Genomic DNA, 22,935 nt, shown 5'->3' with positions numbered 1-22,935 from the left:
GCCGGCAATCCGACCGTCGCATGATCTGCCGGGCAGCGCCTAGCCCGGGACACCACCGCGGCTCGACCGCCGACGGTGACACTTCGACATGCCCCCTTGCTCCCGGCCGCGTTCCGCCGAAGAGTCGTTTCCGTAGCTGCCTGTCCCAGCGTCTGGCAGGGCCTCCGTGACCGCCCGTCACCACCCTGCGAGGAGATTCCGTGCTCGAAGGCTTAGGCGAAGCGCTCGCGGACCGGGAGTATTACCTGCCGCTGCCCAGCGTGGCCGACCCCGGACCGCGCTTCGCTCCCAGCGAGGTGCCGCCGGGACGGTGCGGCACGGCCCAAGGCATCTGGACGGCCTGGGGCAGTGCGCGGACCGGGCTCGCCGAACAGGGCTGGAAGATCCACGTGTCGGCGCGGCTGGACCGGGCGCAGCACGTGCTCGACACGGTCGCCGGGATCTGCTTCTCCGAAGGCGTGCCGTTCAAGCACCTGAGCGCCCGGCTCTTCTTCCTGTTCCTCCATCACAAGCACGCCGGGCGGGCCCAGGCGGGCAAGTTCTGCGCCGTGTACCCGCCGGACACGGCGACCGCCCGCCGGCTGCTGGACCGCCTGCGCGACGCGCTCGACGGGGAGGTGGGGCCGTACGTCCTCACCGACCGCCGCTTTCGCGACTCGCAGACGGTCCACTACCGCTACGGCTCCTTCGGTGCGACCCGTAGCCGGCTGCGGGCCGACGGCACCCGGGAGGGGCTGGTCCTGGACGGCTCCGGCCGCGAGGTCGTGGACCTGCGGCTGCCCGCCTTCCACCTGCCCGCAGGGATCGCGGACCCCTTCGTCGAGCAGGAGGAACAGCCGCACACGGGCCCGATCCTGATCCGCGACTACGAGGTGACCCGCGCGGTGCGCCTGAGCAACGCCGGCGGCACTTACCAGGCCCGGGACCGGCGGACCGGCCGCACCGTCTTCGTCAAGGAGGCCCGCGCCCACAACGGCCTGGTCTTCGACGGGACCGACGCGCAGCAGCGGCTGGGGCACGAGCACCGCGTGCTCCGCGAGCTGCACGCGGCCGCCCCCGGGGTGGGCCCGGAGCCGCTGGAGCACTTCACGGAGTGGGAGCACGACTTCCTCGTCACCGAGTACGTCGCCGGGCAGTCGCTGGTGGGCTGGCTGAGCCGGTCCTCGCCGCTGGCCCGCGCCGACCGCACGACCGAGTCCGTCGCCGCGTACTACGAGGCGTGCCGGCGCCTGCTGGCCGCGCTGGACGCCTCGCTCGAGCGGCTGCACGCCGCCGGCTACCGGTTCGGTGACCTCAGCCTGGGCAATGTCATGGTCACGCCTTCGGGCGGGGTTCGGCTGGTGGACTTCGAGGCGGCCTCGGCGCTGTCCGCGGCGCCCTCCGGGATGGGCACCCCGGGATTCACGCCGCCGCCCGGCGTGCTGCGGGCCGACACCGATCCGCTGTTACAGGACCGGTACGGCATGGCCGCAGTGGCGTTCGCCTTCCTGGCGCCCTTCAACGAGATCGCCGAACACGCACCCGCCAACCTCGCACTGCTGCGCCATGACCTGGCGGACGCGGCTCCGCCGCAGGACCTGTGGCAGCGGGCCATCGCCTTCCACGTCACGGAGGGCCAGGCCGATCCCGACCGCCTGCCCTCGCCCGCCGAGTTGGACGCCGACCCGCGCGGCTGCCTCACCCGGCTGGCCGGGGAGGTGGCCGCTGGGCTGCTGGAGATGGCTGACGCCGACCGTCCGGAGTGGGTCTTCCCGCCTTCGCCCGAGGCGTTCCGTACCAACAACGTGTGCCTGGCCTACGGCACGGCCGGGGTGGTGCACGCCCTGCACCGCGCCGGGGCGGCGGTGCCGGAGGAGATCCGCGAACGGCTGCGCCGCGAGACGCTGGCGCAGCGCGACGCGCTGCCCCCCGGCCTGCTCGTCGGCTCGGCCGGCATCGCCCGGGTACTGGCCGGCCTCGGCCTGCAGGACGAGGCCGTCGACCTGCTCCGGGACGCCGACGACCACCCGCTCACCGCTTCCTGCGGCACGCTGGCCGGCGGGCGGGCCGGGGTCGGCCTGGGCTGGCTGGCCCTGCACCGGCTGACCGGGGAGAGCAGTCACCTGGAGCGGGCCGCCGCGGCAGGGGAGGGTCTGCTGCGCACCCCCGACCTGCCGGCCACCCTCGGCGAGCACGACGCCCGCGGCCTGCTGCACGGCCGCTCGGGGGTCGCCCTCTTCCTCCACCGCCTGGCCCGCGCCACCGACGAGGCCCGCTACCTGGAGGCGGGCCGCCTGCTGCTCCACCAGGAGCTGGACCGGACCTTTCCGCTGGACGACGGGGCCTTGTCCGTCTCCGACACCGCGCGGCTCACCCGTGCCATGCCGTACCTGGCCACGGGCGCGGCCGGTGTCGCGGCAGCACTCACCCGCTACGTGGCCACCGTTCCGGACGAACGCTGCGCCGCTGCGCTGCCGAGGCTGGTCGCCGGCATCCGGGTCTCCTGCGCCACGAAGGAGGCGGGCCTGTACCGGGGGCTGGCCGGACTGACCTGGTTCCTGACCGAGCACGCCGAGCTCACCGGCACGGACGCCGCCCGCAGGGACGCGGTGCGCGCCGCAACCGGCTTGCTGAAGTACGCCGTCCCGTACCGGCGCGGTGTCCGTTTCCTCGGAGCGGGTTCGCAGCGGTTCACCGCCGACCTGTCCAGTGGCGGGGCCGGTGTCCTGCTGGTCCTCCAGCGCCTGCTGGCCGGGCCGCTCCTGACGGAGCCCCACCACGCGCGTCCCCTGATCCCGGCGTCCGACGGACGGCGCCGGGCGGGCGTCCCATGACCGCCTGGGCACGGCGGCCAGCAACTCCGTGCCGAGGTATGCAGTGACCAACCCACACGACCCCGACAAGAAAGTGGAGAGCATCCATGAGCCAGATCCTCGCGCTCCAGGCACTGGACACCGAGCCGGAGGCCGAATACTTCCCCTGCTTCAGCGTCGCCTGGAGCATTAGCGACATCTTCCCCGACCCGATGTAACCAGCCGGCACCCGGAAAGGTCCGGGACCGGTGGTTTTGCCACCGGTCCCGGCCTGGCGCGTTCCCCTGCCCGCCGATCAGGCCCGACGAAGTGCGGTGCGCCCCGCGTACCGGGCCGAGGCGCCCAGCTCCTCTTCGATCCGGATCAGCTGGTTGTACTTGGCCGTGCGGTCGGAGCGGGAGAGTGAGCCGGTCTTGATCTGGCCGCAGCCGGTCGCCACCGCCAGGTCCGCGATGGTGGTGTCCTCCGTCTCGCCCGAGCGGTGCGACATGACTGCCGTCCAGCCCGCCTGGTGGGCCATGGCCACGGCGGCCAGTGCCTCGGTCAGGGTGCCGATCTGGTTGACCTTGATCAGGATCGAGTTGCCGGCGCCTGTACGGATGCCCTCGCGCAGCAGCGTCTCGCTGGTGCAGAACAGGTCGTCGCCGGTGAGCTGGCAGCGGTCGCCGACGCGGGCGGTCAGCTCGCGCCAGCCGTCCCAGTCGTTCTCCGCCATCGGGTCCTCGATGGAGAGGATCGGGTAGGAGTCGATGAGCTTGACCAGGTAGTCGACGTTCTCCGAGGGGGTGCGGCGCACGCCCTCCCCCGCGTAGTCGTAGACCCCGTCGCGGAAGAACTCGGAGGACGCCGGGTCCATGATCAGGCCGATGTCGGTGCCGGGGCGGTATCCCGTGCGCTCGATGGCGGCCATCACGAAGTCGAGCGCCTCCTCGGCGGTACGCAGCGCTGGCGCGAAGCCGCCCTCGTCACCGACGCCGGTGGAGTGGCCGGCGGCCAGGAGGTCGCGGCGCAGGGTGTGGAAGACCTCGCTGCCCATCCGGACGGCCTCGGCGAAGGTGTCCGCGCCCACGGGCGCGATCATGAACTCCTGGAAGTCCAGCGGGTTGTCGGCGTGGGCTCCGCCGTTGACGATGTTCATCATCGGCAGCGGCAGGAGGTGTGCGTCGGCGCCGCCGAGGTAGCGGTACAAGGGCTGGCGGTGGGCCGCCGCGGCGGCCTTGGCGGCGGCGAGGGAGACGCCGAGGATCGCGTTGGCGCCGAGCCGCGACTTCGTGGCGGTTCCGTCGAGGGCGACCAGGGCGGCGTCGAGGCCGGCCTGGTCCGCCGCCGCGTCCCGGCCGCGCACGGACACCGCGATCTCCCCGTTGACGTGGGCCACCGCTTGGTCAACGCCCTTGCCGTGCCAGCGCGCCGAGTCCCCGTCGCGCAGCTCCACGGCCTCCCGGGCACCGGTGGAGGCACCCGAGGGGACGGCCGCGCGACCCAGGGACCCGTCCGCGAGGACGACGTCGACCTCGACCGTGGGGTTGCCCCGACTGTCGATGATCCGGCGGGCGGTGACGGTCTCGATGGTGGCGTCGACGTTTCCGGCTGTCTGTGTGGGCATGAGCGGTTCCTCCCCGTTTTCGCGTGTCGTGGCCCCGGCTGCGACAGCGCTGGCGCTGAGCCCGACAAGACCAAACCCTACAGCAATGCTGTTCAGTTTGGCTGAACAGCATTGCTGCGCTGGTCAGCTGCACAAGAGCGCTGACCTGCGCGGTAAGGTGCCTTATGCCGACTTCGGAAGCCGCCGCCATCGCCGCTGAACTGCGCACCGCGATGGGCAAACTCACCCGGCGCGTGAAGCACGAGGACCGTATCCCGCTGGGCCAGGTCGCCGTGCTCGGCGCGCTCGACCGCGACGGCGCCATGACCACCAGCGACCTCGCGGCCGACCAGCGCGTACGCCCCCAGTCGATGGCCCGGGCGGTGGGGCTCCTCATGGAGCAGCACCTGATCACCCGCCGCGCGCACCCCACGGACGGCCGCAAGTCGCTGGTCGAACTGTCGGACGCGGGCCGGGCGGCACTCGAAGCGGAGCGCGGCCGCAGGGCCGGCTGGCTGGCGCAGGCCATCGAAGCCGAACTCACGGATGAGGAGCGGGCGGTACTGGCACGCAGCGCCACCCTGCTGGAACGCCTCGCCACCCGATAGTGCGGCGCCCGCCAAGACCCAGACCGCCACGACGCCCGAGCGCACCCCGAGCCCCGGCTTGGACGCTGGACCGCAGGCCGCGCCGTGCCCGCACTTCACCGCATGACACTCCCGAGTCAGCACCATCCCCATCTCCAGGATCGGCACCTACCAAGGTTTCTTGGCTACCCAGCTTGCACATGCTGCTACTTATGACACATTCACCTCTTGGATGATTTACTGCATCCACACCGGCCAGGATGGCCGGCTTCCGTATCCAGGACCAGTCGCCCTGCCCGGTCGACAGTTGATTCACTGGCTGCGGACACCCGCCCCTTGGCCGCCTGCGGCTCTCGCTGCCACAGCGGGCGTGGTGAAGGAAGCCCCTGCTTGCCGATCGCGGTGTTCGGTGAGCAGGGGCTCCGTCATGCCGTGAGACCGAGGGCATTGCCGGCCAACCTCGCACCCGCGAGGCAGTCGCCCAGGCGCCGGAAGGGACACGCCCATGCCTCACCACATCAGCCTCCGCACCCGGGTCTGGGGAGCCTCGCTCGCCGTCGGGGGGGCTTCTCCTGACCGGCTGCGCAGAGTCCGCCGGCACCAAGGCCGCATCGTCCGCGACGACTTCCGCTTCCCCGTCCGCTTCCGCGCCGCCCTCCGCCGCGAGCTCCCTGCCTCCGCTGAAGCCGGGCGAGGTCCGTGTGGCCGGGCAGATCGACAAGCCGTACACGGTCACCCTGACCGAACTCCGCGCCCTGCCGCAGACCTCGGTGTCGGTCGAGTTCACCAGCGCCAAGGGCCCGCAGAAGCACACCTACCAGGGCGTCCTGAGTCCCAGGTCCTGCTGGCCGTTTCCGAGGACGGAACCCCCTTCGAGGGCGCCTCCGGACCGCGCCTGGTCGTCCCCCAGGACACCAAGGGCGGACGCTACGTCTCCGAGCTGAACCAGCTGTGGGTCGGTGTCGTCGATCCGGTGGTCGACGGTGGAAACACTGACGCGGGTACGGGAAGCCGCCGGCCGCTGCGCCGGCGGGTCCTGCTCAGCGCGGGCGGACTCGGCGTCCTCGGCGCCGGGACGGCGGCCCTCTCCTCCCTCCGCGGGGACGAAGCCCCGACCACCCCCGCGCACACCATCCCGTTCCACGGCCGGCACCAGGCGGGAATCCTCCACCCCCGCCAGGCCCATGTCCGCCTGGCCGCCTTCGACTTCGGTACGCGCACCGACCGCGGCCGGGCCGCCGCCCTGCTGCTGCGGTGGAGCACCGCCGCCGAACGGCTCACCCGCGGCGAGCCCGTCGGGGAGGAACTCTCTCCACCCGGCTCCCGCGCCGTCGACACCCGGGGCGGCCCAAGGTGTCGGCCCCGCAGCGCTCACCTTCACCTTCGGGCTCGGCTCAGCCTTCTTCGACCGCATGGGCATGGCCTCCGCGCGCCCCGAGGCCCTCGCTCCCCTGCCGGCCTTCCCGGACGACCAGCTCGACCCCGCCCGCAGCGGCGGAGACCTGTTCGTACAGATCGGCGCCGACGACCCGCTCGTCACCGTCCACGCCCTGCGCACACTCCAGCGCCTGGCCCAGGGGGAAGCGAAGATCCGGTGGACCATGTCCGGCTTCACCAGCGCACCCGAGGGCGCCTCGCCCGGCGGAGCACACCGCAACCTCATGGGCCACCTCGACGGAACCGCCTCGCCGCACCCGCCACCACCAGCGGCTCGACCATGCTCCGCCGCGGCTGGTCCTACCACGACGGCCTCCGCCCCGACGGAACCCCCGACGCCGGAATGCTCTTCCTCGCCTGGCAGGCCGACCCCCGCACCGGCCGGCGCCACCCCTGGCACGTACATCGGCCAGGCCCTGTTCGAGAGCTGACATACGGCCAGCTGCTGGTGACGGTACCGGCCGGGGGCGTCAGCGCCCGGTCGCGGGGTGCGGGCACCCCTCCAGCGCTGGGCGGTCCTTCGTGCGGACGGCGGGGAGCCACGCTGCGCGGGGTGTGGAGCCGGGCGGGAGGCGGACGTGGAACCAGCGGGTGGACTGCAGGTCCGCCTCGTCGATGACGGCCCGGCCGTCGGGCAACTGGCAGTCGACGGCGAGGATGTCGCCGTGCCACACCCGGGACGGTACGACGTTGTCCGCGGTGTACTGGAGCATCGGGTCGATCGCCAGGCCCAGACTGCACTGCGGGTCCCGGTCCGCCCGCTCCTGGCAGCCCTTCTCCGCATTGAACACCCGGATCGTGGCGGCCGCCGCGCCCTCCGGGCCGTCCAGTGCGGAGGAGCTCGCCCGTGCCGCGTCCGACCACAGGGTCGTACCGGCGATCCCGCAGAGCGCGGTGGTGAGGATCGCGGCGCGGGCCCGGCCCCACCGCCGTCCCGTGCCCCGCCCGAGCGCCTCCTGTTCGGCGGCGATGCGGGCGAGCAGGCTCTCCGCGGTGTGCTGGACACGTGCCGCGTGGGTCGGGGCGAGGCAGTCGGCGGCCAGTGCCCGCCAGAACGGCGGCACGGCCTGGTCCATGCGCAGCGGCGCGCGCCCTTCTCCGTACTCCTGGACGGCGGCGCCCCGTGCCATGGGGGTGGCGCCGGAGAACGGGGAGGCGCCGGAGCCGAAGACCTCGTGGATGATGATGCCCAGGGCCCAGATGTCGGCACTCGGCCGGACCTTCACGCCCAGCTCGCCGAGGGGTGCCCGCCAGCGCTCGGGCGGAAGGTAGTCCAAGGTGCCCATCGGGGGCGCGTACCCGTACGTTCCCGTCATCTGGGTGGCGAGCCCGAAGTCCGAGAGCTTCACGGAACGGTCGCCGTCCAGCAGGACGTTCTCCGGCTTGAGGTCGGCGTGGACCCAACCCGACCGGTGGAGGTGGGCGAGTCCCTCGCAGATCCCCGCGATCAGCCGGGCGCGGTCGGCCTCGGCCACCCCGGCGTCGAGGAGTTCCCGCAGGCTGCCCGCGGCCCGCTCCATGACCAGCACGATCGCGCCGTCCAGAGCGGGGCGGTCCGGTGCCTCGAGGACGAAGGAGTCCAGGAGGCGGATCAGCCGTGCGTGCCCGGCCCTGCGTCCCAGTTCGACCTCCCGGCGGGCGGATTCCACGATCCTGCGCGTCTGGCGCGGAGCGTACCCGGCGGTCGGCATGATCTTGAGCGCGATGTCTGCCGGTGCCGCGGACGGGTGCGCGGATGCCCGGCCGGTCCGGTCCGGGTACCTGTCGGCGGGCCGTGCGGCGTAGACGGTGGACCAGCCTCCGGCCCCGATCAGGCTGGTGATCGTCCAGCCCTGCACCCGGTGGCCGGGCAGGAGCAGGTCCGTGCCGTCGCATTCCGTGATGCCGCGCACGGCGTGGGGCGTCGTCATCGCGCGGTCTGCCGCTCCCGTCCGCCGGCCCCCGTCAGGGGTGGCAGCAGCGTCAGGTGCTCCTCGCGCACGAGCCCGAACCGCAGCGCCAGCCCGACGATCTCCTCGCGCTTGCCGTTGCGGCGGTCGCCCTTGCCGGGTTCGCGCGGGTCCGAGGCGCCGATGCGCAGCTTCTCCTCGGCGAGGTAGTCGATGTGCGAGCTGACCGCGCGCGCGGTCAGGGTGGCGCAGGCGGCGTGGCCCTTGAGCCGTTCGACGATCTGGGGGGTCGTGGGGACCGCGACGCGGGACTGGTCGCGCAGGCGCGGTTCGCAGAGGGCGACGAGGACGAGGAAGTACGTGGCCGTTTCGTCCAGGGAGTACGCGGTGACCGTGAGGCGGCCCCAGGGGGCGCCCATGGCTTCCGGATCCAGGTAGATGTGGTCGGGTGCGAACACCTGGAAGGAGACGGGGACATCGCTGCGGGTGGGCAGCACGACGCGTGAGAACTCGAACGGGACGGGCGCCCCTACCCGGCGGGGCGGAACCCTCAAGTACTCGCCGGCGCCCTCCGGGTTCTCCACGAGGTAGCTGTGGGTGGTGCTGTGGTTCGTCAACTGCCAGTGATCATCGGCCACGCGGATCTCTCCGGCGAGCCGGGAGATCGCCACGTCAGCGAGACGGAGCTCTACGGGGATCGTCGCGGAGCCGCGTCCGAAGCGGGCGACTTCGCCCGGTCCGAGGCGTAACGTCACGGCGTCGCCGTTCGGTTCGCCGCCGTCGGCGCCACTACACCCCTGCGGCAGATGGACGACCACACCGCTCACCGCTCCCCCCGTTCCACACGTCGTACCTGACCGTGAGTGGAACAATACTCATCTCTCAAGGGAGTTCATCGGCGCACTTCAGCCACTTCGGACGGGGCGGTCCGTCGGGTCGGTCCGGCGGGTCGGACTGCCCGCGCCGGCTTCCCCGGGAAGCTCCCGAGGGCCCTGTCCGGAAGGCTCGCCGGCCCCCTCCGCGCGGTCGGCGCCGCTGTGTCCCGGGTCACCCCGACTCCGTGTCGGCGGTGGCGGTTTGGGGTTGTTTTCGACTCTCTGCCGAGCGGATCGGTGGAAGTTGTCGTGCCGCCGCGGGCGAGGACGGCGTACCGTCGCCGTCCACGCCCGCGCGGGATCCGCCCTCCCGCCCCGGTCGCGGACGTCCCGTCCGGGACCTGCCGGGGTGGGGAAGGTCACCGTGGTCCGCGGGGTAGCGGCGCCACGGAACCGACCTTTCGCCTCTTTCACTTGGCGCGATCCGCACTCCTGGCTCAGAGTGCGGGACTGCCCGATACGACGGGTGCGACCGTCCGGTCGCCGAAGGCCGTCCACGGCCGCCAGCCGCCGCTCGGCCGGGCCTGGACGCGGGTGCGCATCCGGCCTTCGGTGGTGACGGCGAAGACGTGCGTGCGTCCGGTGGGGTCGAGCGCGGCCGCGGGCGGGGCGGCGAGCCTGATGCCGGGCTCACCGAACTCCCTGCCGGAATCCCAGCTTCCGCCGGGGGTGGTCTGCCAGCGGTGATCGAGCCGGGCGCCACCGGGCGTCAGCGAGAACGCCTCGAGGCGGCCGTCGGTGTTGGCGGCGAACGCCGGGGCGGCGGCGCTCCAGCCGAACATCGGCAGCCATTCGTCCCAGCCTCCGTTCGGCACGGACTGCCGCCGGCTGAAGGTTCCCATCCCCGACGGTCCGATCGCGGCGACGGTGAGCCGGCCGCTGCCGTCCCTGGCCACCCGCGGCGCGGCGCCGGACGCGGTACCGAAGCGCTGCCACGCGGCGGTCCAGGCGCCGCCCGGCGTCTCCTGCCACCGGTGGAAGATCCCGGCGCCGCCGGGCGAGAGGGCGAACACCTCCAGCCGGCCGTCGGCGTTCGCCGCGACCACCGGCGGCGCGCCCGCGGCCCCGCCGAAGCCCGTCTCCCACGGGTCCCAGGCCGGGGATCCCGGTGCCCCCTGCCGTCGCCGGGCGACGGAGGCACCGCCGGGGCTCAGGGCGAACACCTCCAGCCGGCCGTCGGCGCCGCGGGCCACGGCCGGGGCCGCGCCGGCCGGGCCGCCGAACTCCTCCCAGTCGTACCAGCCGCCGTCCGGACGCTGGGCCCGGTGGTGCAGGTTGGCGCCCTCCGGGGCGAGCGAGAACACCTCGAGCGCGCCGTCGGCGTTGCGGCCGAGTGTGGGGACCGCACCGGCCGGCCCGCCGAACTCCTCCCACTGCGACCAGGTGTCGGTGTCCGGGTCGAGCTGGACGCGCCGGAGCATCGAACGGTCGGAGGCGTCGAGCGCGAACACCGTGAGGCGGCCGGCGGCGTCGAGGCCGGCCACGGGGTTGTCGGTGCTCTGCCACGGCGGTGGCGTGTCCCGCCACTCGAGGGGCGCCACGTGCAGCCCGCCCCGGAACCAGCCCGCGGCGCTCGCGTACCAGGTGCCCCCGTCGGCGACCACTTCCACGGCGTGACCGGGTACGTGGCCCGCGTAGCCGGCGAGGTCGAAGTGGAAGGGGTCCCGGGACGCCAGCACGTCCGTGCCCTCGTAGCCGCCCCGCGGCCCGATGAACAGGTAGTACCAGCCGTCCCGTTCCACGACGTACGGAGACTCGGTGACCGAGACGGTCGTGTCCGTGGTCGCGTCGGTGAACACGGTGCCCGGTTCGCTCCAGTGCACCAGATCCGCGGACCGCCGGCAGGCCACCACATGGTGGCCGCCCGGGCCCGAGAGTTCCGTGTAGTACATGACCCACTCGCCGCCGACCCGCAGGACCATCGGGTCACGCGCCGCGAGCCCGCGGAACAGCGGGCCGGAGGGCTCGCGCGTCCAGGTGAACAGGTCGGACGAGGTGGCGAGGCTGATCGCGGCGCCGCTCGCGCCGCCGGCCGCGTAGAACATCCAGAACCTGCCGCCCGCCTCCACGACGTGGGGCGCCCACAGGTGCTCCTCGCCGAAGTGGGACGGGGCGACGGTGAGTGCGTCGGCGTGGGTGATCCACGGCCCGTTCGGGCTCGGCGCGGAGGCATGGGCGAAGGAGGTCTCCCTCGTACTGTCGGGGGATTCACCGCGCGGGGCGCTGCGTCCGACGATGCTGAACAGGTGCCAGCGGCCCAGCGCCTTGATCAGCGTGTGGTCGTTCAGATAGCGCGGGCCATCGGCGGTGGAGGGGTCGTAGACGTACCTGAAGGGTCCCGCGCCGACCCAGCGAGGGGGCGGTGCGGCGTCGGCGGCCCGGGCCGCGGACGGTGCGGCGTCGGCGGCCCGGGCCGCGGCCCGGCCGTTGCCCGGGAACGGGAGCGCGCCCGCCCCTGCGGCGCCCAGCAACAGGTTCCGTCTGCTGATCGGAAGCATGAGTCTCTCCAGGGAGACCGCCTGGTCGGCCGGGCCCCTGCGGGCACGGCCGACCACGGGTCGGGTGGGGGCGGTCGGAGGGCGTCAGTCGAGGGCGGGGCCGGCGGTGTTGTTGAGCCACATCCAGTCGGACCAGCGGGAGAAGCCGGTCTGCCATCTGTGGTAGGTGCCGGCGTGGCTGCTCCCGAAGACCTCGATCCGCCCGTCGGCGTTGGCGACCGCCGTGACTTCGGTGCCGCCGCCGCCGAAGACGGACCAGTCTCCGTAAGATGCGTTGACGGCTGTCTGCCAGGCGTGCATGGCCGTACTGCCGTTCATCGCGAAGACCTCGACCCGTCCGTCCGCTGTGCGCGCACTGGTGAGTTGCGCGTCGGCGGGACCGCCGGTGGGCTCCCAGTTCGACCAACTGGTCAGGGTCGTCTGGTACTTGTGGAACACACCCTCCGGGCCGGAGGCGAAGACCTCCAGGCGGCCGTCGGCGTTGTGATCGACGGTGAGGTCGTGGCCGCCACCTCCGAAGGCGTCCCAGTTCGACCACCCGCCGTTGGGGGCCGTCTGGTACTTGTGCTGGAAGGTGCCGCTACCCAGGGCGAACACCTCGAGCCGGCCGTCGGGCGACTTCTCCATCTCCACGCGGCCGTTGGCGGGCCCTCCGCCGGTGGGCTCCCAGTCCGACCAGCCGCCGTTGGGGGCGACCTGGTACCTGTGGAAGATGCCGGACGGGTTGGAGGCGTAGACCTCGATCCGGCCGTCGGCGTTCACGCCGGCCGCCGTGTCGCGCCCGCCGCCGCCGAAGGTCTCCCAGTTCGACCAGCCGCCGGAGGGAGAGAGCTGCCAGCGGTGCTGGAAGGTATTGCCGGCGAGGGCGAACATCTCCAGGCGGCCGTCGGCATTGGATGCGATCGCCAGTTCGGCGTTGCCCGGCCCGCCGAGCGTTTCCCAGGCCGACCAGTTGCCGTTCACTTCCTGCTGCCAGGCATGCTGCACGCCATCGGCGCCGGCTGCGAACACCTCGAGGCGTCCGTCCGCCGACCGCGCCGACACCACCCGGCCCGACTCCGCCGGATATACCAAGGGCTTGGGCCGCGGACCACTGCCCGGGGTGCACGGCAGCACGACGCCGCGCTCCGCGAGGTAGGCCTCGGGGTCGATGCCGTAGGAGGTGGACCGGTCCCCCCAGATCCGCAGGTGGAGGTGGGGGCCGTCGACGTTGGTGCCCTCCGCGCCCACCAGGGCGATCTGCTGGCCCGCCACGACGCGGTCGCCCTCGAAGACGTCCCGCCTGGACATGTGCCCGTACTCGGAGATCCTCCCGTCGGGGTGCAGGATGCGGATCCACTGGCCGTAGTCGCCGGTGTATCCGGAGATGGTCACCTCGCCGTCGCCCACCGCGTAGATCGGTGTCCCGACGTCGGCCGCGATGTCGACGCCGTTGTGGCCGCTGTGGAAGTGCTGGGACACGGGTCCGGTGGTAGGACAGGCCGCGGTGAGATCGGCGGTCCGGGCCGCGGCCGGACCCGTGGCGGCCAGCGCCGACAGTGCCGAAAGGAGGACGGCAGTCGCCGCGAGAACGCGGCTCAGCCGGCCGTTCACGCCTTGCGCAGGCGGTGGATGACGCCATTGATGTCGTCCTGCAGCAGATTCCGGCGGACCCAGTGGCCGCCGTCCACCTCATGTTGCTCGTAGGGGATGCCCGCGCGGTCGAGGTGCCACTTGAACTCCCGCTGGGTGGCGAGCACCACGGTCTCGTTGGCGTAACCCTGGATGTCCTGGGGGCTGGTGCCGGCGACCAGGAAGACCCGCTTGTGCCGGTAGCTCTCGACGCGCTCGCACGGGTTGTCCGCGCTGACCCGGGCCTGGTCCCAGAAGGGCACGCCATAGATGCTGCCGCCGCTCAGTTCCACCGCGGCGGAGGAGGCGTTGGCCCAGTGGGTCACCACGTCACCATTGCCCCCGCGCAGGTTGGCCGGGCCGGAGTGGGCGCTGACCGAGGCGAAATGGCCGTAGTACTTGGCCGCGTACTTCAGGGCGCCGAAGCCGCCCATGGAGAACCCGGAGACGGCGCGGCCGTCGTACTCGGCGTAGGTGCGGAAGTTCGCGTCGATCCACGGGATCAGCTGCCCGATGTGGAAGTGCTCCCAGTTCCGGGCGCCGACATTGGAGCTCAACGCGTTGGAGTACCAGCCGGCGCGCCCGCCGTCGGGCATCACGACGATGAGGTCCTTCCAGGCCGTCAGACCCCGGATGTCGTGGTGCGCGTCGAAGGTGATGAAGTCCTCCAGGCCACCGTGGAGCAGGTAGAGAACGGGGTACCGGCGCCCGCTGGTGTGGTAGCCGTCGGGCAGCAGCACGTTGACGGCCGGGGTCCAGCCGCCGATGGCGGAGGTCTGGAACCGGTAGTACCACATCCGGTGGTCCTGCTCGCCGCGTGCCGTGATGCGCAGGCCGAAGCCGTCACCGACGGCGGAAGCGGTTGACGCGGCGGCGAGGACTCCCGCGCCGCCCATGGCCAGCGCGGCCGAGAGGCCGCCGGCGGTCTTCAGGATGCTCCTGCGGCTGGGGTGCTGCGCGCTCACTGTGTCCTCCTGGTCGGGAGCCTGACGATGCGTCTGGAAGGTAGCAACGGTGCGCGGGCCGGGAGACCCCGGAGGATTCCGGACTGACAGGCGTGGGCGCGTCGGCTAAGGGCGGTAGTGGGAGCTGCCGGAACCGCCGCCGGCGCCATCGGGATTTCATCGCTCCTCCCTGGCGCGGCCGCGTTCAGAGGAAGGCCAGGACCACGTGGGAAGGGCGGTCCCGATGACGCGGAGGAGAATCAGGGCGAGGCTGCCGGTGGTGGCCATGGCCGCGGCGTACCCGTAGCCGAGGGCAACATCTGCACGCCGGCCGACACCTGTCTGATGGTCAACGCCCAGCGGTCCCGCCATCTGGGGCCCGATGGCAAGGCGGGTCCCGGCGGGCGCCAGAACACCACCACCCATCTCATCGGCGGCATCTGCTTCCAACGGATGAACGACAACCGGGTGGTGGAGTGGTTGATCGGCCTACCCCGCCCAACGGGCCGGAGCGGGAGCCTCGGCCGCCGCCGCTTCGCCGGGGGAGCCCCTGCGCGCTCGCACGCCCTGCGCTCGCCGTCGAGGGTGGAGACCACTGGACCCGCATGAGCAGCCGCGGCTGATCCGCAAGGACTTCGGGTGGGCAACACCGACTACGGCGCCGTTCCGGGCGGGGGACCCTGCGCAACAGCGGCCATAACGACGGCTGCTGGGAGGACGACCTCCGGGCCTGACCCCCAGGCTGTACGGTCCTTCGTCTCCTGGCCGGCGTACGGCTGGGCCGTCCCCATCGCGCGGCGGCTCGGTCAGTGCGGCGCGGCGAGGGGGGCCGGGCGGGCCGGCCAGGGGCTCCCCGCGGAACAGGTCCAGCGCCTGGGCGCACAGGCGGACCAACTCGTCCGGATGCGGTCGATTCGGCCGATCCGGTCCACAACGTAGTGGTGGGGGCGCCGTGGGAAGCATCCGGAACGATCCGGAGTGACACGGGCGATGGTGCCCGGTGAACTCTGTGTGCCCGGACTCCCCCGGCCGGTGCCCGATGCGCGTCGACAGGCCGGCCGCCGCGGTCGGCAGCCGAAGGCCGAGCGGATACCGCGCACTTCACTTCACGACAGAAGGGAACACCATGGCGATATCCGGCTTGTGCCGCATGTTCACCAGACTGGCCTTCGTGGCCGGCATATGGGCGCTGGTCATCGGTATGACGGCCTCGGTCGCCTCCGCCGCGCACGCGCCCGCTCCGGGCCCGGGCGGTGACCGCTCCGGCGTCTCACGCTACTTCAGCGGCCCGCAGGGCTTCGCCATTCCGACCGTGCCGTGCGATCCTGCCGGCCCGTCGGCCACCGACGGCATCATGGCCGACCAGCTCAACCCCCAGTTGCAGGCGAAGATGGCCGGCTACATGAACGCGTACAAGGTGTCCTGCGCGCGGATGGTGACGCAGGCGGTGAAAGACCGGGGCCTGAACCAGAGGGCCGCGGCCATCGCCATCGCCACGGTCATCGTGGAGTCCAGCCTCAACAACTACGCCCAGGCCGTCGACTACACCAGCCTCGGGCTGTTCCAGCAGCAGGACTGGTGGGGCACCCGGGAGGAGCGTCTGAACCCGGCCTACGCCACCAACGCCTTCTTCGACGAGGTGGAACGGATGTATCCGGGCGGCTCGTGGAACAACGAGGCGATCGGAGAGGTGTGCTGGAACGTTCAGCGGCCGAGGGAGGACCTGCGCGGCCTGTACGCCATCGAGGCGGGGGACGCGGCACTCATCGCCAACGCCCTGTGGTCCGGTACGAGCGCAGGCGGACCCAAGCACCCGTACGCGTCGGGCCGGGTGACCACCGGGCGGTCCGCGGACGGGCGGCTCGAGGCCTTCGCCGCCGGCGCGGACGGCGTGTACCACTCGTGGCAGACCGCGGTGAACGGCGGCTGGTCGCAGTGGCGCTTCGAAGGGGGGCCGCGCAACGCGCAGTTGGCCGTGGCGTCCAACGCGGACGGCCGGCTGGAGGTATTCGCGCTGTCGGACAGCACTTTCGACCACATGTGGCAGACCGCGCCCGGCGGGAGTTGGTCGGCTTGGGCGAACTTCGGCGGAGGAGGATACCGACTGGCCGCGGGCAACAACGCCGACGGCCGCATCGAGGTGTTCGCCTCCAACGCGACGGGCGTGTTCCACCGCTGGCAGACCGCGCCCAGCGGCGGTTGGGCCGGCTGGGAGGGCACCGCCGGCGGCCCGGCGAACTCCCGGCTCGCCATCGAGACCGCGGCCGACGGGCGCCTCGAGGTCTTCGCGCTCTCCGACTCGACCTTCGAGCACCTCTACCAGACCGGAGTCAACGGCGGCTGGTCCGCCTGGGAGAACTTCGGCGGCGGCGGTCACGACCTGTCCGCCGGCTACAACCAGGACGGCAGGCTCGAGGTGTTCGCCTCCAATGCCAACGGCGTGTTCCACCGCTGGCAGACCGGCCCGACCTCGTGGTCGGAGTGGGCGGGCATGGGCGGCATCACCAACGCCGAGCTGACCGTCGCGCGGTCGGCCGACGGCCGGGTCGAGGTGTACGCGATCAACGCCAACGCCGCGAGCCACGCCTGGCAGACCCGCCCGAACGCCCCGTTCTCGGAGTGGGCGACCTTCGGTGGCGGCGGCACCGAGATCGCCGCGGGCAACAACGCCGACGGCCGCATCGAGGTGTTCGCCACCAGTCACGCCGGCGTCTTCCACAAGTGGCAGACCGGCTTCGCCACGTGGTCGGAGTGGGCCTGGCTGAACAATGCCGGACCGGCGATGACCTAGCACTCCAGAAGGAACTTGGTGTCTGACCTGCGGGTTTGGTTGGGCGGCTGGATGGTGGCGGGGTGTGGAGTGGTCAGGGGCGGTCTTCGGTGGGCCCTCCTCGATCGGCGCTTTCGCCATGTCCGCAGCCGGGCCCGGCAAGCACCAAGCGTCGCGAACGCCGCTGTCACTCCGGATGGTTCCGGGTGCCCTGCCCCCTCCCCCGGCTCCTAGTTTGTGGCCCAGCCAGTCCCAAGGACACGAAGGAGATGACGGATCACATGCGCGTCACGAGAACGCTTCTGCTCGGCGGGGCCCTTGCCCTCGCCTCCCTCACTCCGGCGACCGGCGCCCTGGCCGCCACCTCCGGCCCTGCCGCCACCTCCGGCCCTGCCGGCACTGCCGGCCAGGCGAGGACGTTCGACGCCGTCCAGTCGTTCCAGAACCAGGCCACGGGTCGGTGCATGGACGACACGAGCAACGGCTTCCGCACCTGGAGCTGCAACGGCTCGAATCCGCAGCAGTGGACCGTGCACGTCTGGGGTGACCAGACGCGTCAGCTGATGAACAACAACACCGGCCGCTGCATCGAGGACACCAACAGCGGCTTCCGCACCGCGGTCTGCAACTCCAGCCCGGAGCAGAGCTGGTGGATCAAGGCCTGGGACGACGGCACCGTCCGCTTCCAGAACCAGCACACCTCGCGGTGCATCGACGACAGCTCCCAGGGCTTCCGTACCTGGGCGTGCAACAACCTCCGGTACCAGAGCTGGTCCTGAGCCCGATGGCGACGCACGGCGAAGCCGCTCCCCCTCCGGCCATTCCGGCAGACGTTTCCCTCCACGAGGAGCACGTTCGATGAAGTTGAAGCTGACCGCGTTACGGTTCTCGCTCGTCCTCGGTGTGGCCGGTGCGCTCCTCGCGCTGCCCACGGCCGCACAGGCGCAGGCCCAGGCCCAGACCCAGACCCCGGCCCGGGCGCAGACCCCGGCCCGGGCGACCGCGGCCGGCGTCGCCGACGCCCCCACGATCCCGGCCTTCACCGACGGGCAGGGTCTGACCCAGGTCGCCGGAGCCACCGAGGTGCGCTCCGAAACCGACTTCACCCTCACCGTCACCACGCCGCAGCTCTCCGGCCGGCACAAGGTACGCGTCTTCCTGCCGAGCGGCTACTACGCCGAGCCGGGCAAGCGCTGGCCGGTGACGTACTTCTTGCACGGCGGTGGCGGCAACGTGAACGACGCTGCCGCGGCCCCGGCCCTGCGGGACGACCGGATGATCACCGTCGTACCGGACGGCGGCCTGAAGGGCTGGTACGCGAACTGGCACATGCAGAACACCGTCGAGGGCGCCGCCAACTGGGAGACCTTCCACCTCCTGCAGGTGGTCCCCTTCATCGACGCCAACCTGCGGACCCTGCCCGACCGCGGCCACCGCGCGGTCGTCGGCCTGTCCATGGGCGGATTCGGGGCCCTGCACTACGCCCAGGCCCGCCCCGACCTGTTCGGGCGCGCCGCCTCCCTGTCCGGTGGCATCGACTTCGGCCTGTGGGAGGTCCGTGCCGCGGTGCTGGCCACGGAGCTCAACCTGACCGGCGCCTGGTGCGCCTCCACCACCTCGGGTACCGGCAACTGCACCGGCCACGGGCCGGTGGTGGACAGCGACGCGATCTTCGGCTCGCCGTACGCCATCTTCAACGACCGGATCTGGAACGAGGTCAACCCCGCCTCCCTCACCAACCTGGCCAAGCTCGCCAACACCGGGGTCACCCTCTACACCGGCAACCAGGGTCTGATCGACGGCAAGACGGCGGTCGCCTCCACCAACGTCGCGAACCGCCTGACCCAACTGGGCATCCCGAACCGCTTCGTCAACTACGGCAACGGCTCCGCCCTCTCTCCCACCTGCAAGGGCGACCACACCTACGACTGCTGGGCCCCGGCCCTCGCCGACTACATCCCCCGCCTCGCGAACGAGTTCGCCCAGGCCGGCTGAAGCACCCCGCTCAGCCGATGCCTCAGGGATCTCGCGGCCGGCGTTCCTCCACACCCGGCCGCGGTGACAGCGTCGAAAGCGACAGCCATGTCCGCCGCCCCCGCGGCGTTCGCGTGACGCCCCCCGGCCCGTCTGAGGCCCGCCTCCGCAGCCTGGCTAGGGTGGCGCCATGGATCTCCGGGCCGAGCTGATGAACCACCCGTACGACGCGTACCAGCACCTCCGTGACAACGCGCCGGTGCAGCGGGTACCTGGGCCCGGCGGCGAGCCGGCGTGGCTCGTCACGCGGTACGAGGACGTACGCGCGGCCCTCACGGATCCCCGGCTCTCCCTGGACAAGGCCAAGGCCGCGGAGGGCAGTTACCGAGGTCTTTCCCTGCCGCCGGTCCTCGACGCCAATCTCCTGAACATGGATCCCCCCGACCACACCCGCATCCGCAAGCTCGTGAGCGGCGCCTTCACCTCACGGCGCATGGTGGGACTTCGGGATCCCATCCGCCGCACGGCGGACCAACTCCTCGACCGTCTCGGCCCGCACGGCCGCGCCGACCTGATCGCCGCGTACGCCGCTCCGCTGCCGATCGCCGTCATCTGCGACCTGCTGGGCGTTCCCGAGGACCGGCGCACGGACTTCCGCTCCTGGACCAACGCGCTCGTCGCCCCGGATCCCACCCGGCCGGCCGCTGCCAAAGAAGCGGTGGGGGCGATGGTCGCCTTCTTCGTCCAGCTCATCGCGCACAAGCGCCGCCACCCCGCCGACGACCTGCTCTGCGACCTGATCTCCGTACGCGACACCGACGGGGACCGCCTGAGCGAAGACGAGCTGACGTCCCTGGCGTTCCTCATCCTGGTCGCGGGCTACGAGAACACCGTGCAGCTCATCGGCAACGCGATCCACGCCCTGCTGCGGCATCCGGCCCAACTGGCGCGGCTGCGCCAGGATCCGTCGCGCATCCCCGCCGCGGTCGAGGAGCTCTCACGCTACGAGGGACCGGCACTTCTCGCCATCCGCCGCTTCCCGACCGAGGACGTGACGATCGGGGGCATCACGGTTCCCGCGGGCGAGACGCTCCTGCTTTCCCTGGCGTCCGCCAACCGCGACCCCGCCCGCTTCGGCGAGCCCGACCGTCTCGACCTCGACCGTGACACCTCCGGCCACCTGGCTCTCGGCCACGGCATCCACTACTGCGTGGGCGCGCCCTTGGCGCGGATCGAGACCGAGATCGCGCTGGCGGCGCTCCTCGAACGGTTCGCCGACCTGGACCTGGACCCGACAGAAGCAGAAGCAGGAGCAGGAGCAGGAGCCCGCTGGCGGCCGTCCCTGCGCGCCCGCGGCCTCATCGAGCTGCCCGTGGTGTACGGGACGGCACGGACGGCCGGCTGACGAGGCCGAGGCATCGCGCGAGCCGGCCCTCCGGCGGGTGGCCGGAACTCGCCCGAGGCGGGTGAACAGAGGGCTACGCACTGGTAACTTGCCCGAGTTGATCAAGGTCGGAGCCACCCCCTCAGTCAAGGAACCACATTGGCACGCACCGTCCGTACGGCCGCGCTCGTCTCCACAACGGCGTTCGCACTCGGCTTCTCCCTCCTCGGCGCCATCGGCCCCGCCTCAGCCTCGGAGGCGCCGACACCCACCCCGCACCTGGACGCGGTCGAGCAGACCCTTCGTCAGGTGTCGCCGGGACTGGAGGGCTCGATCTGGGAGCGCACCTCCGGCAACCGGCTCGGCTCGTCCGAGCCCGGGGGCGCCGACTGGCTGCTCCAGACCCCCGGATGCTGGGGCGACGCCGTGTGCGCCGACCGGCCCGGATCGCGCCGCCTCCTGGACAAGATGCGGAGCGACATCGCCGACGCCCGGCAGACGGTCGACATATCGACGCTCGCACCCTTCCCCAACGGCGGTTACCAGGAGGCGATCGTCGCGGGCCTGCGGGAATCCGTAGAGAAGGGCAACCGGCTGAAGGTGCGCGTCATGGTCGGCGCCGCGCCCCTCTACCACTCCACGGTGATCCCGTCGTCCTACCGGGACGAACTGCTCACGAAGTTGGGCCCGGCCGCCGCGGGCAACATCACCTTGAACGTGGCCTCGATGACCACCTCGAAGACCGCCTTCTCCTGGAACCACTCCAAGCTGGTCGTGGTGGACGGCAGTTCGGTGATCACCGGCGGCATCAACAGCTGGAAGGACGACTACCTCGACACCTCCCACCCGGTGAGCGACGTCGACCTCGCCCTGTCCGGACCGGCGGCCGGCTCCGCGGGCCGCTACCTCGACTCCCTGTGGGACTGGACCTGTCGCAACAAGAACAACTGGAGCTCGGTCTGGTTCGCCGCCTCGCCCGGCGCGGACTGCATGCCCGCCCTGCCCCGGCCCGCCTCCCCGCAAGGTGAGGGGAACGTGCCCGCACTGGCCGTCGGCGGGCTCGGCGTCGGCATCCGGCAGAACGACCCCACCTCCGTCTTCCGCCCCGTCCTGCCCACGGCCGGCGACACCAAGTGCGGGATCGGGATCCACGACAGGACCAACGCCGACCGGGACTACGACACCGTCAACCCGGAGGAGAGCGCCCTGCGCGCCCTGGTCTCCAGCGCGACCTCTCACATCGAGATCTCCCAGCAGGACGTGCACGCCACCTGCCCGCCGCTGCCCCGCTACGACATCCGCCTCTACGACGCCCTCGCCGCGAAGCTCGTCTCCGGCGTGAAGGTACGCATCGTCGTCAGCGACCCGGCGAACCGCGGCACGATCGGCAGCGGCGGCTACTCGCAGATCAAGTCGCTCTCCGAGGTGAGCGACGCCCTGCGCGGCCGGGTGACGGCCCTGACCGGCGACGGCGCCCGCGCCCGGACGGCTCTGTGCGAGAACCTCCAGCTGGCCACGTTCCGCGCCTCCGACCAGCCGACCTGGGCGGACGGCAAGCCGTACGCCCAGCACCACAAGCTGGTGGCGGTCGACGGATCCGCCTTCTACATCGGCTCGAAGAACCTGTATCCGTCCTGGCTGCAGGACTTCGGGTACATCGTCGAGAGCCCGGCCGCCGCCGGACAGCTGAAGAGCGACCTGCTGGACCCGCAGTGGCGCTACTCCCAGGTCACCGCGACGTACGACTACGCCCGCGGCGTCTGCCAGGGCTGATTCCCCGGGGACGGGGATTCAGTCGAAGCAGGCCCGGGTGCGGCGCCGGGTACGCGTCATGGCGGAGCCTTCCGGCGGAGGGGGCGGGACCGGAGCGGCCCGGACCCGCCCCATCATGGGGAACGGGGGTCCCGGTCCTGAGCGCCGCCGGGCCAGGCTGCGTAGCCTGGTTCACAGGAAGAGCGAAAGGAGTTCCGCATGACTCCGAAGCAGCCCAAGACCGAGCTCGACGCCCGCTACAGCTCCGCGCTCAACCCGCGCCCGGGCGCGGAGAACGTCACCGCCACCGACTGGGCCGAGGCCGAGCGGCAGCTCCGGGCGGCCGAGGTCTTCTGGATCACCACGGTCCGGCCGGACGGCAGGCTGCACGTCACGCCGCTGATCGCCGCCTGGCACGACGGGGCGCTGCACTTCAGCACCGGGTCGGGCGAGCAGAAGGCGAAGAACCTGGCCGGCAATGCCCACTGCGCACTGACCACGGGGCGCAACTCACTCTCCGAAGGCCTCGACATCGTGATCGAGGGCACGGCGGAGCGCGTGACGGATCCGGCGCGGCAGGACGAGGTCATCGCCGCGTTCGAGGAGCAGTACGGGGACCACATCAGCTCGCCGGAGGGGACCTTCCACGGCTTCGGCGACAGCATCCGGGAGGGCGCCGACCTGCTGTTCTCGGTGGCACCCGGCACGGCGTACGGGTTCGGGCACGACGGCCAGGTGTTCAGCCACACCCGCTACACCTTCTAGATGATTGATTCCGTGGTCAGTGGTCGTAGGCGGTCAGTGATCGGATGACGGGTCCGCCGGTCTTGTGGTTGT

Annotated in this window: 15 protein-coding genes and 1 pseudogene; 9 read left to right on the top strand and 7 right to left on the bottom strand. The window is 72.0% G+C overall.

Annotation, left to right across the window (positions count from 1 at the left end):
• Nucleotides 1-200: 200 nt before the first annotated feature.
• Nucleotides 201-2,813 (top strand): class III lanthionine synthetase LanKC, encoded by a 2,613-nt coding sequence (lanKC, locus tag MTF69_RS09925; protein WP_243332707.1) that lies wholly within the window; start codon nt 201-203, stop codon nt 2,811-2,813.
• Nucleotides 2,814-3,087: 274 nt separating this feature from the next.
• On the opposite strand, the gene eno is transcribed toward lanKC, so the two are convergent.
• On the bottom strand, nt 3,088-4,398 hold the full coding sequence (gene eno / locus MTF69_RS09920) for a phosphopyruvate hydratase (RefSeq protein WP_243332705.1): 1,311 nt from the start codon (nt 4,396-4,398) through the stop codon (nt 3,088-3,090).
• A gap of 164 nt (nt 4,399-4,562) precedes the next feature.
• Between eno and MTF69_RS09915 the strand changes: the two genes are divergently transcribed.
• Nucleotides 4,563-4,985, top strand: coding sequence for a MarR family winged helix-turn-helix transcriptional regulator (locus MTF69_RS09915; protein ID WP_243332702.1), 423 nt, complete (start codon nt 4,563-4,565; stop codon nt 4,983-4,985).
• A gap of 793 nt (nt 4,986-5,778) precedes the next feature.
• On the opposite strand, the gene MTF69_RS09910 is transcribed toward MTF69_RS09915, so the two are convergent.
• On the bottom strand, nt 5,779-6,150 hold the full coding sequence (locus MTF69_RS09910; protein ID WP_243332700.1) for a hypothetical protein: 372 nt from the start codon (nt 6,148-6,150) through the stop codon (nt 5,779-5,781).
• Here MTF69_RS09910 and MTF69_RS43705 point away from each other — a divergent pair.
• Nucleotides 6,149-6,517 (top strand): annotated as a pseudogene (locus MTF69_RS43705) (Dyp-type peroxidase domain-containing protein); the annotation flags it as partial. The gene MTF69_RS09910 and the pseudogene MTF69_RS43705 overlap by 2 nt on opposite strands.
• 354 nt (nt 6,518-6,871) lie before the next feature.
• Here the strand turns inward: MTF69_RS43705 and MTF69_RS09900 are convergent.
• From MTF69_RS09900 to MTF69_RS09880, 5 genes are all read right to left on the bottom strand, one after another.
• A complete protein-coding gene (locus MTF69_RS09900; RefSeq protein WP_243332696.1) occupies nt 6,872-8,311 on the bottom strand; it encodes a serine/threonine-protein kinase in 1,440 nt (479 codons plus the stop codon).
• Nucleotides 8,308-9,117, bottom strand: coding sequence for a serine/threonine protein kinase (locus tag MTF69_RS09895; protein WP_243332695.1), 810 nt, complete (start codon nt 9,115-9,117; stop codon nt 8,308-8,310). The genes MTF69_RS09900 and MTF69_RS09895 overlap by 4 nt, the downstream gene beginning before the upstream one ends.
• Before the next feature lie 485 nt (nt 9,118-9,602).
• Nucleotides 9,603-11,663 (bottom strand): family 43 glycosylhydrolase, encoded by a 2,061-nt coding sequence (locus tag MTF69_RS09890; RefSeq protein ID WP_243332693.1) that lies wholly within the window; start codon nt 11,661-11,663, stop codon nt 9,603-9,605.
• Between the two features lie 84 nt (nt 11,664-11,747).
• Nucleotides 11,748-13,244 carry a peptidoglycan DD-metalloendopeptidase family protein gene (locus MTF69_RS09885; protein WP_374322755.1) on the bottom strand — a complete coding sequence of 499 codons (1,497 nt, stop codon included), beginning with the start codon at nt 13,242-13,244 and terminating at the stop codon, nt 11,748-11,750.
• Nucleotides 13,245-13,252: 8 nt separating this feature from the next.
• The gene (locus MTF69_RS09880; RefSeq protein ID WP_243332690.1) at nt 13,253-14,239 is read right to left on the bottom strand and encodes an alpha/beta hydrolase family protein; all 987 of its coding nucleotides are present in this window, start codon (nt 14,237-14,239) and stop codon (nt 13,253-13,255) included.
• Nucleotides 14,240-15,344: 1,105 nt separating this feature from the next.
• Here MTF69_RS09880 and MTF69_RS09875 point away from each other — a divergent pair.
• The 6 genes from MTF69_RS09875 to MTF69_RS09850 all read left to right on the top strand — a co-directional run bounded on the left by MTF69_RS09875 (nt 15,345) and on the right by MTF69_RS09850 (nt 22,863).
• Nucleotides 15,345-17,009, top strand: a complete 1,665-nt coding sequence (locus tag MTF69_RS09875) for a peptidase M23 (protein ID WP_243332689.1) — start codon at nt 15,345-15,347, stop codon at nt 17,007-17,009.
• 260 nt (nt 17,010-17,269) lie between these two features.
• Complete coding sequence (locus MTF69_RS09870; RefSeq protein WP_243332688.1) at nt 17,270-17,767, top strand: RICIN domain-containing protein; 498 nt, start codon at nt 17,270-17,272, stop codon at nt 17,765-17,767.
• 79 nt (nt 17,768-17,846) lie between these two features.
• Nucleotides 17,847-18,983, top strand: coding sequence for an alpha/beta hydrolase family protein (locus tag MTF69_RS09865; protein ID WP_243332687.1), 1,137 nt, complete (start codon nt 17,847-17,849; stop codon nt 18,981-18,983).
• A gap of 169 nt (nt 18,984-19,152) precedes the next feature.
• Complete coding sequence (locus MTF69_RS09860; RefSeq protein ID WP_243332686.1) at nt 19,153-20,367, top strand: cytochrome P450; 1,215 nt, start codon at nt 19,153-19,155, stop codon at nt 20,365-20,367.
• Nucleotides 20,368-20,505: 138 nt separating this feature from the next.
• Complete coding sequence (locus MTF69_RS09855; RefSeq protein ID WP_243332683.1) at nt 20,506-22,119, top strand: phospholipase; 1,614 nt, start codon at nt 20,506-20,508, stop codon at nt 22,117-22,119.
• Between the two features lie 198 nt (nt 22,120-22,317).
• Complete coding sequence (locus tag MTF69_RS09850; protein WP_243332681.1) at nt 22,318-22,863, top strand: pyridoxamine 5'-phosphate oxidase family protein; 546 nt, start codon at nt 22,318-22,320, stop codon at nt 22,861-22,863.
• Nucleotides 22,864-22,935: the final 72 nt, after the last annotated feature.

The organism is Streptomyces sp. AP-93, assembly GCF_022808175.1.
Taxonomy (GTDB): domain Bacteria; phylum Actinomycetota; class Actinomycetes; order Streptomycetales; family Streptomycetaceae; genus Streptomyces.
This window is presented reverse-complemented; position numbering and strand designations above follow the sequence as displayed.

Excerpts from the sequence above, each read along its gene's own strand:
- eno (WP_243332705.1), bottom strand. The coding sequence starts at position 4,398 with ATGCCCACACAGACAGCCGGAAACGTCGACGCCACCATCGAGACCGTC.
- MTF69_RS09915 (WP_243332702.1), top strand. The coding sequence starts at position 4,563 with ATGCCGACTTCGGAAGCCGCCGCCATCGCCGCTGAACTGCGCACCGCG.
- MTF69_RS09910 (WP_243332700.1), bottom strand. The coding sequence starts at position 6,150 with ATGGGCCTGGCGGGGGTGGAGGATTCCCGCCTGGTGCCGGCCGTGGAA.
- MTF69_RS09900 (WP_243332696.1), bottom strand. The coding sequence starts at position 8,311 with ATGACGACGCCCCACGCCGTGCGCGGCATCACGGAATGCGACGGCACG.
- MTF69_RS09890 (WP_243332693.1), bottom strand. The coding sequence starts at position 11,663 with ATGCTTCCGATCAGCAGACGGAACCTGTTGCTGGGCGCCGCAGGGGCG.
- MTF69_RS09875 (WP_243332689.1), top strand. The coding sequence starts at position 15,345 with ATGGCGATATCCGGCTTGTGCCGCATGTTCACCAGACTGGCCTTCGTG.
- MTF69_RS09870 (WP_243332688.1), top strand. The coding sequence starts at position 17,270 with ATGCGCGTCACGAGAACGCTTCTGCTCGGCGGGGCCCTTGCCCTCGCC.
- MTF69_RS09865 (WP_243332687.1), top strand. The coding sequence starts at position 17,847 with ATGAAGTTGAAGCTGACCGCGTTACGGTTCTCGCTCGTCCTCGGTGTG.
- MTF69_RS09860 (WP_243332686.1), top strand. The coding sequence starts at position 19,153 with ATGGATCTCCGGGCCGAGCTGATGAACCACCCGTACGACGCGTACCAG.
- MTF69_RS09850 (WP_243332681.1), top strand. The coding sequence starts at position 22,318 with ATGACTCCGAAGCAGCCCAAGACCGAGCTCGACGCCCGCTACAGCTCC.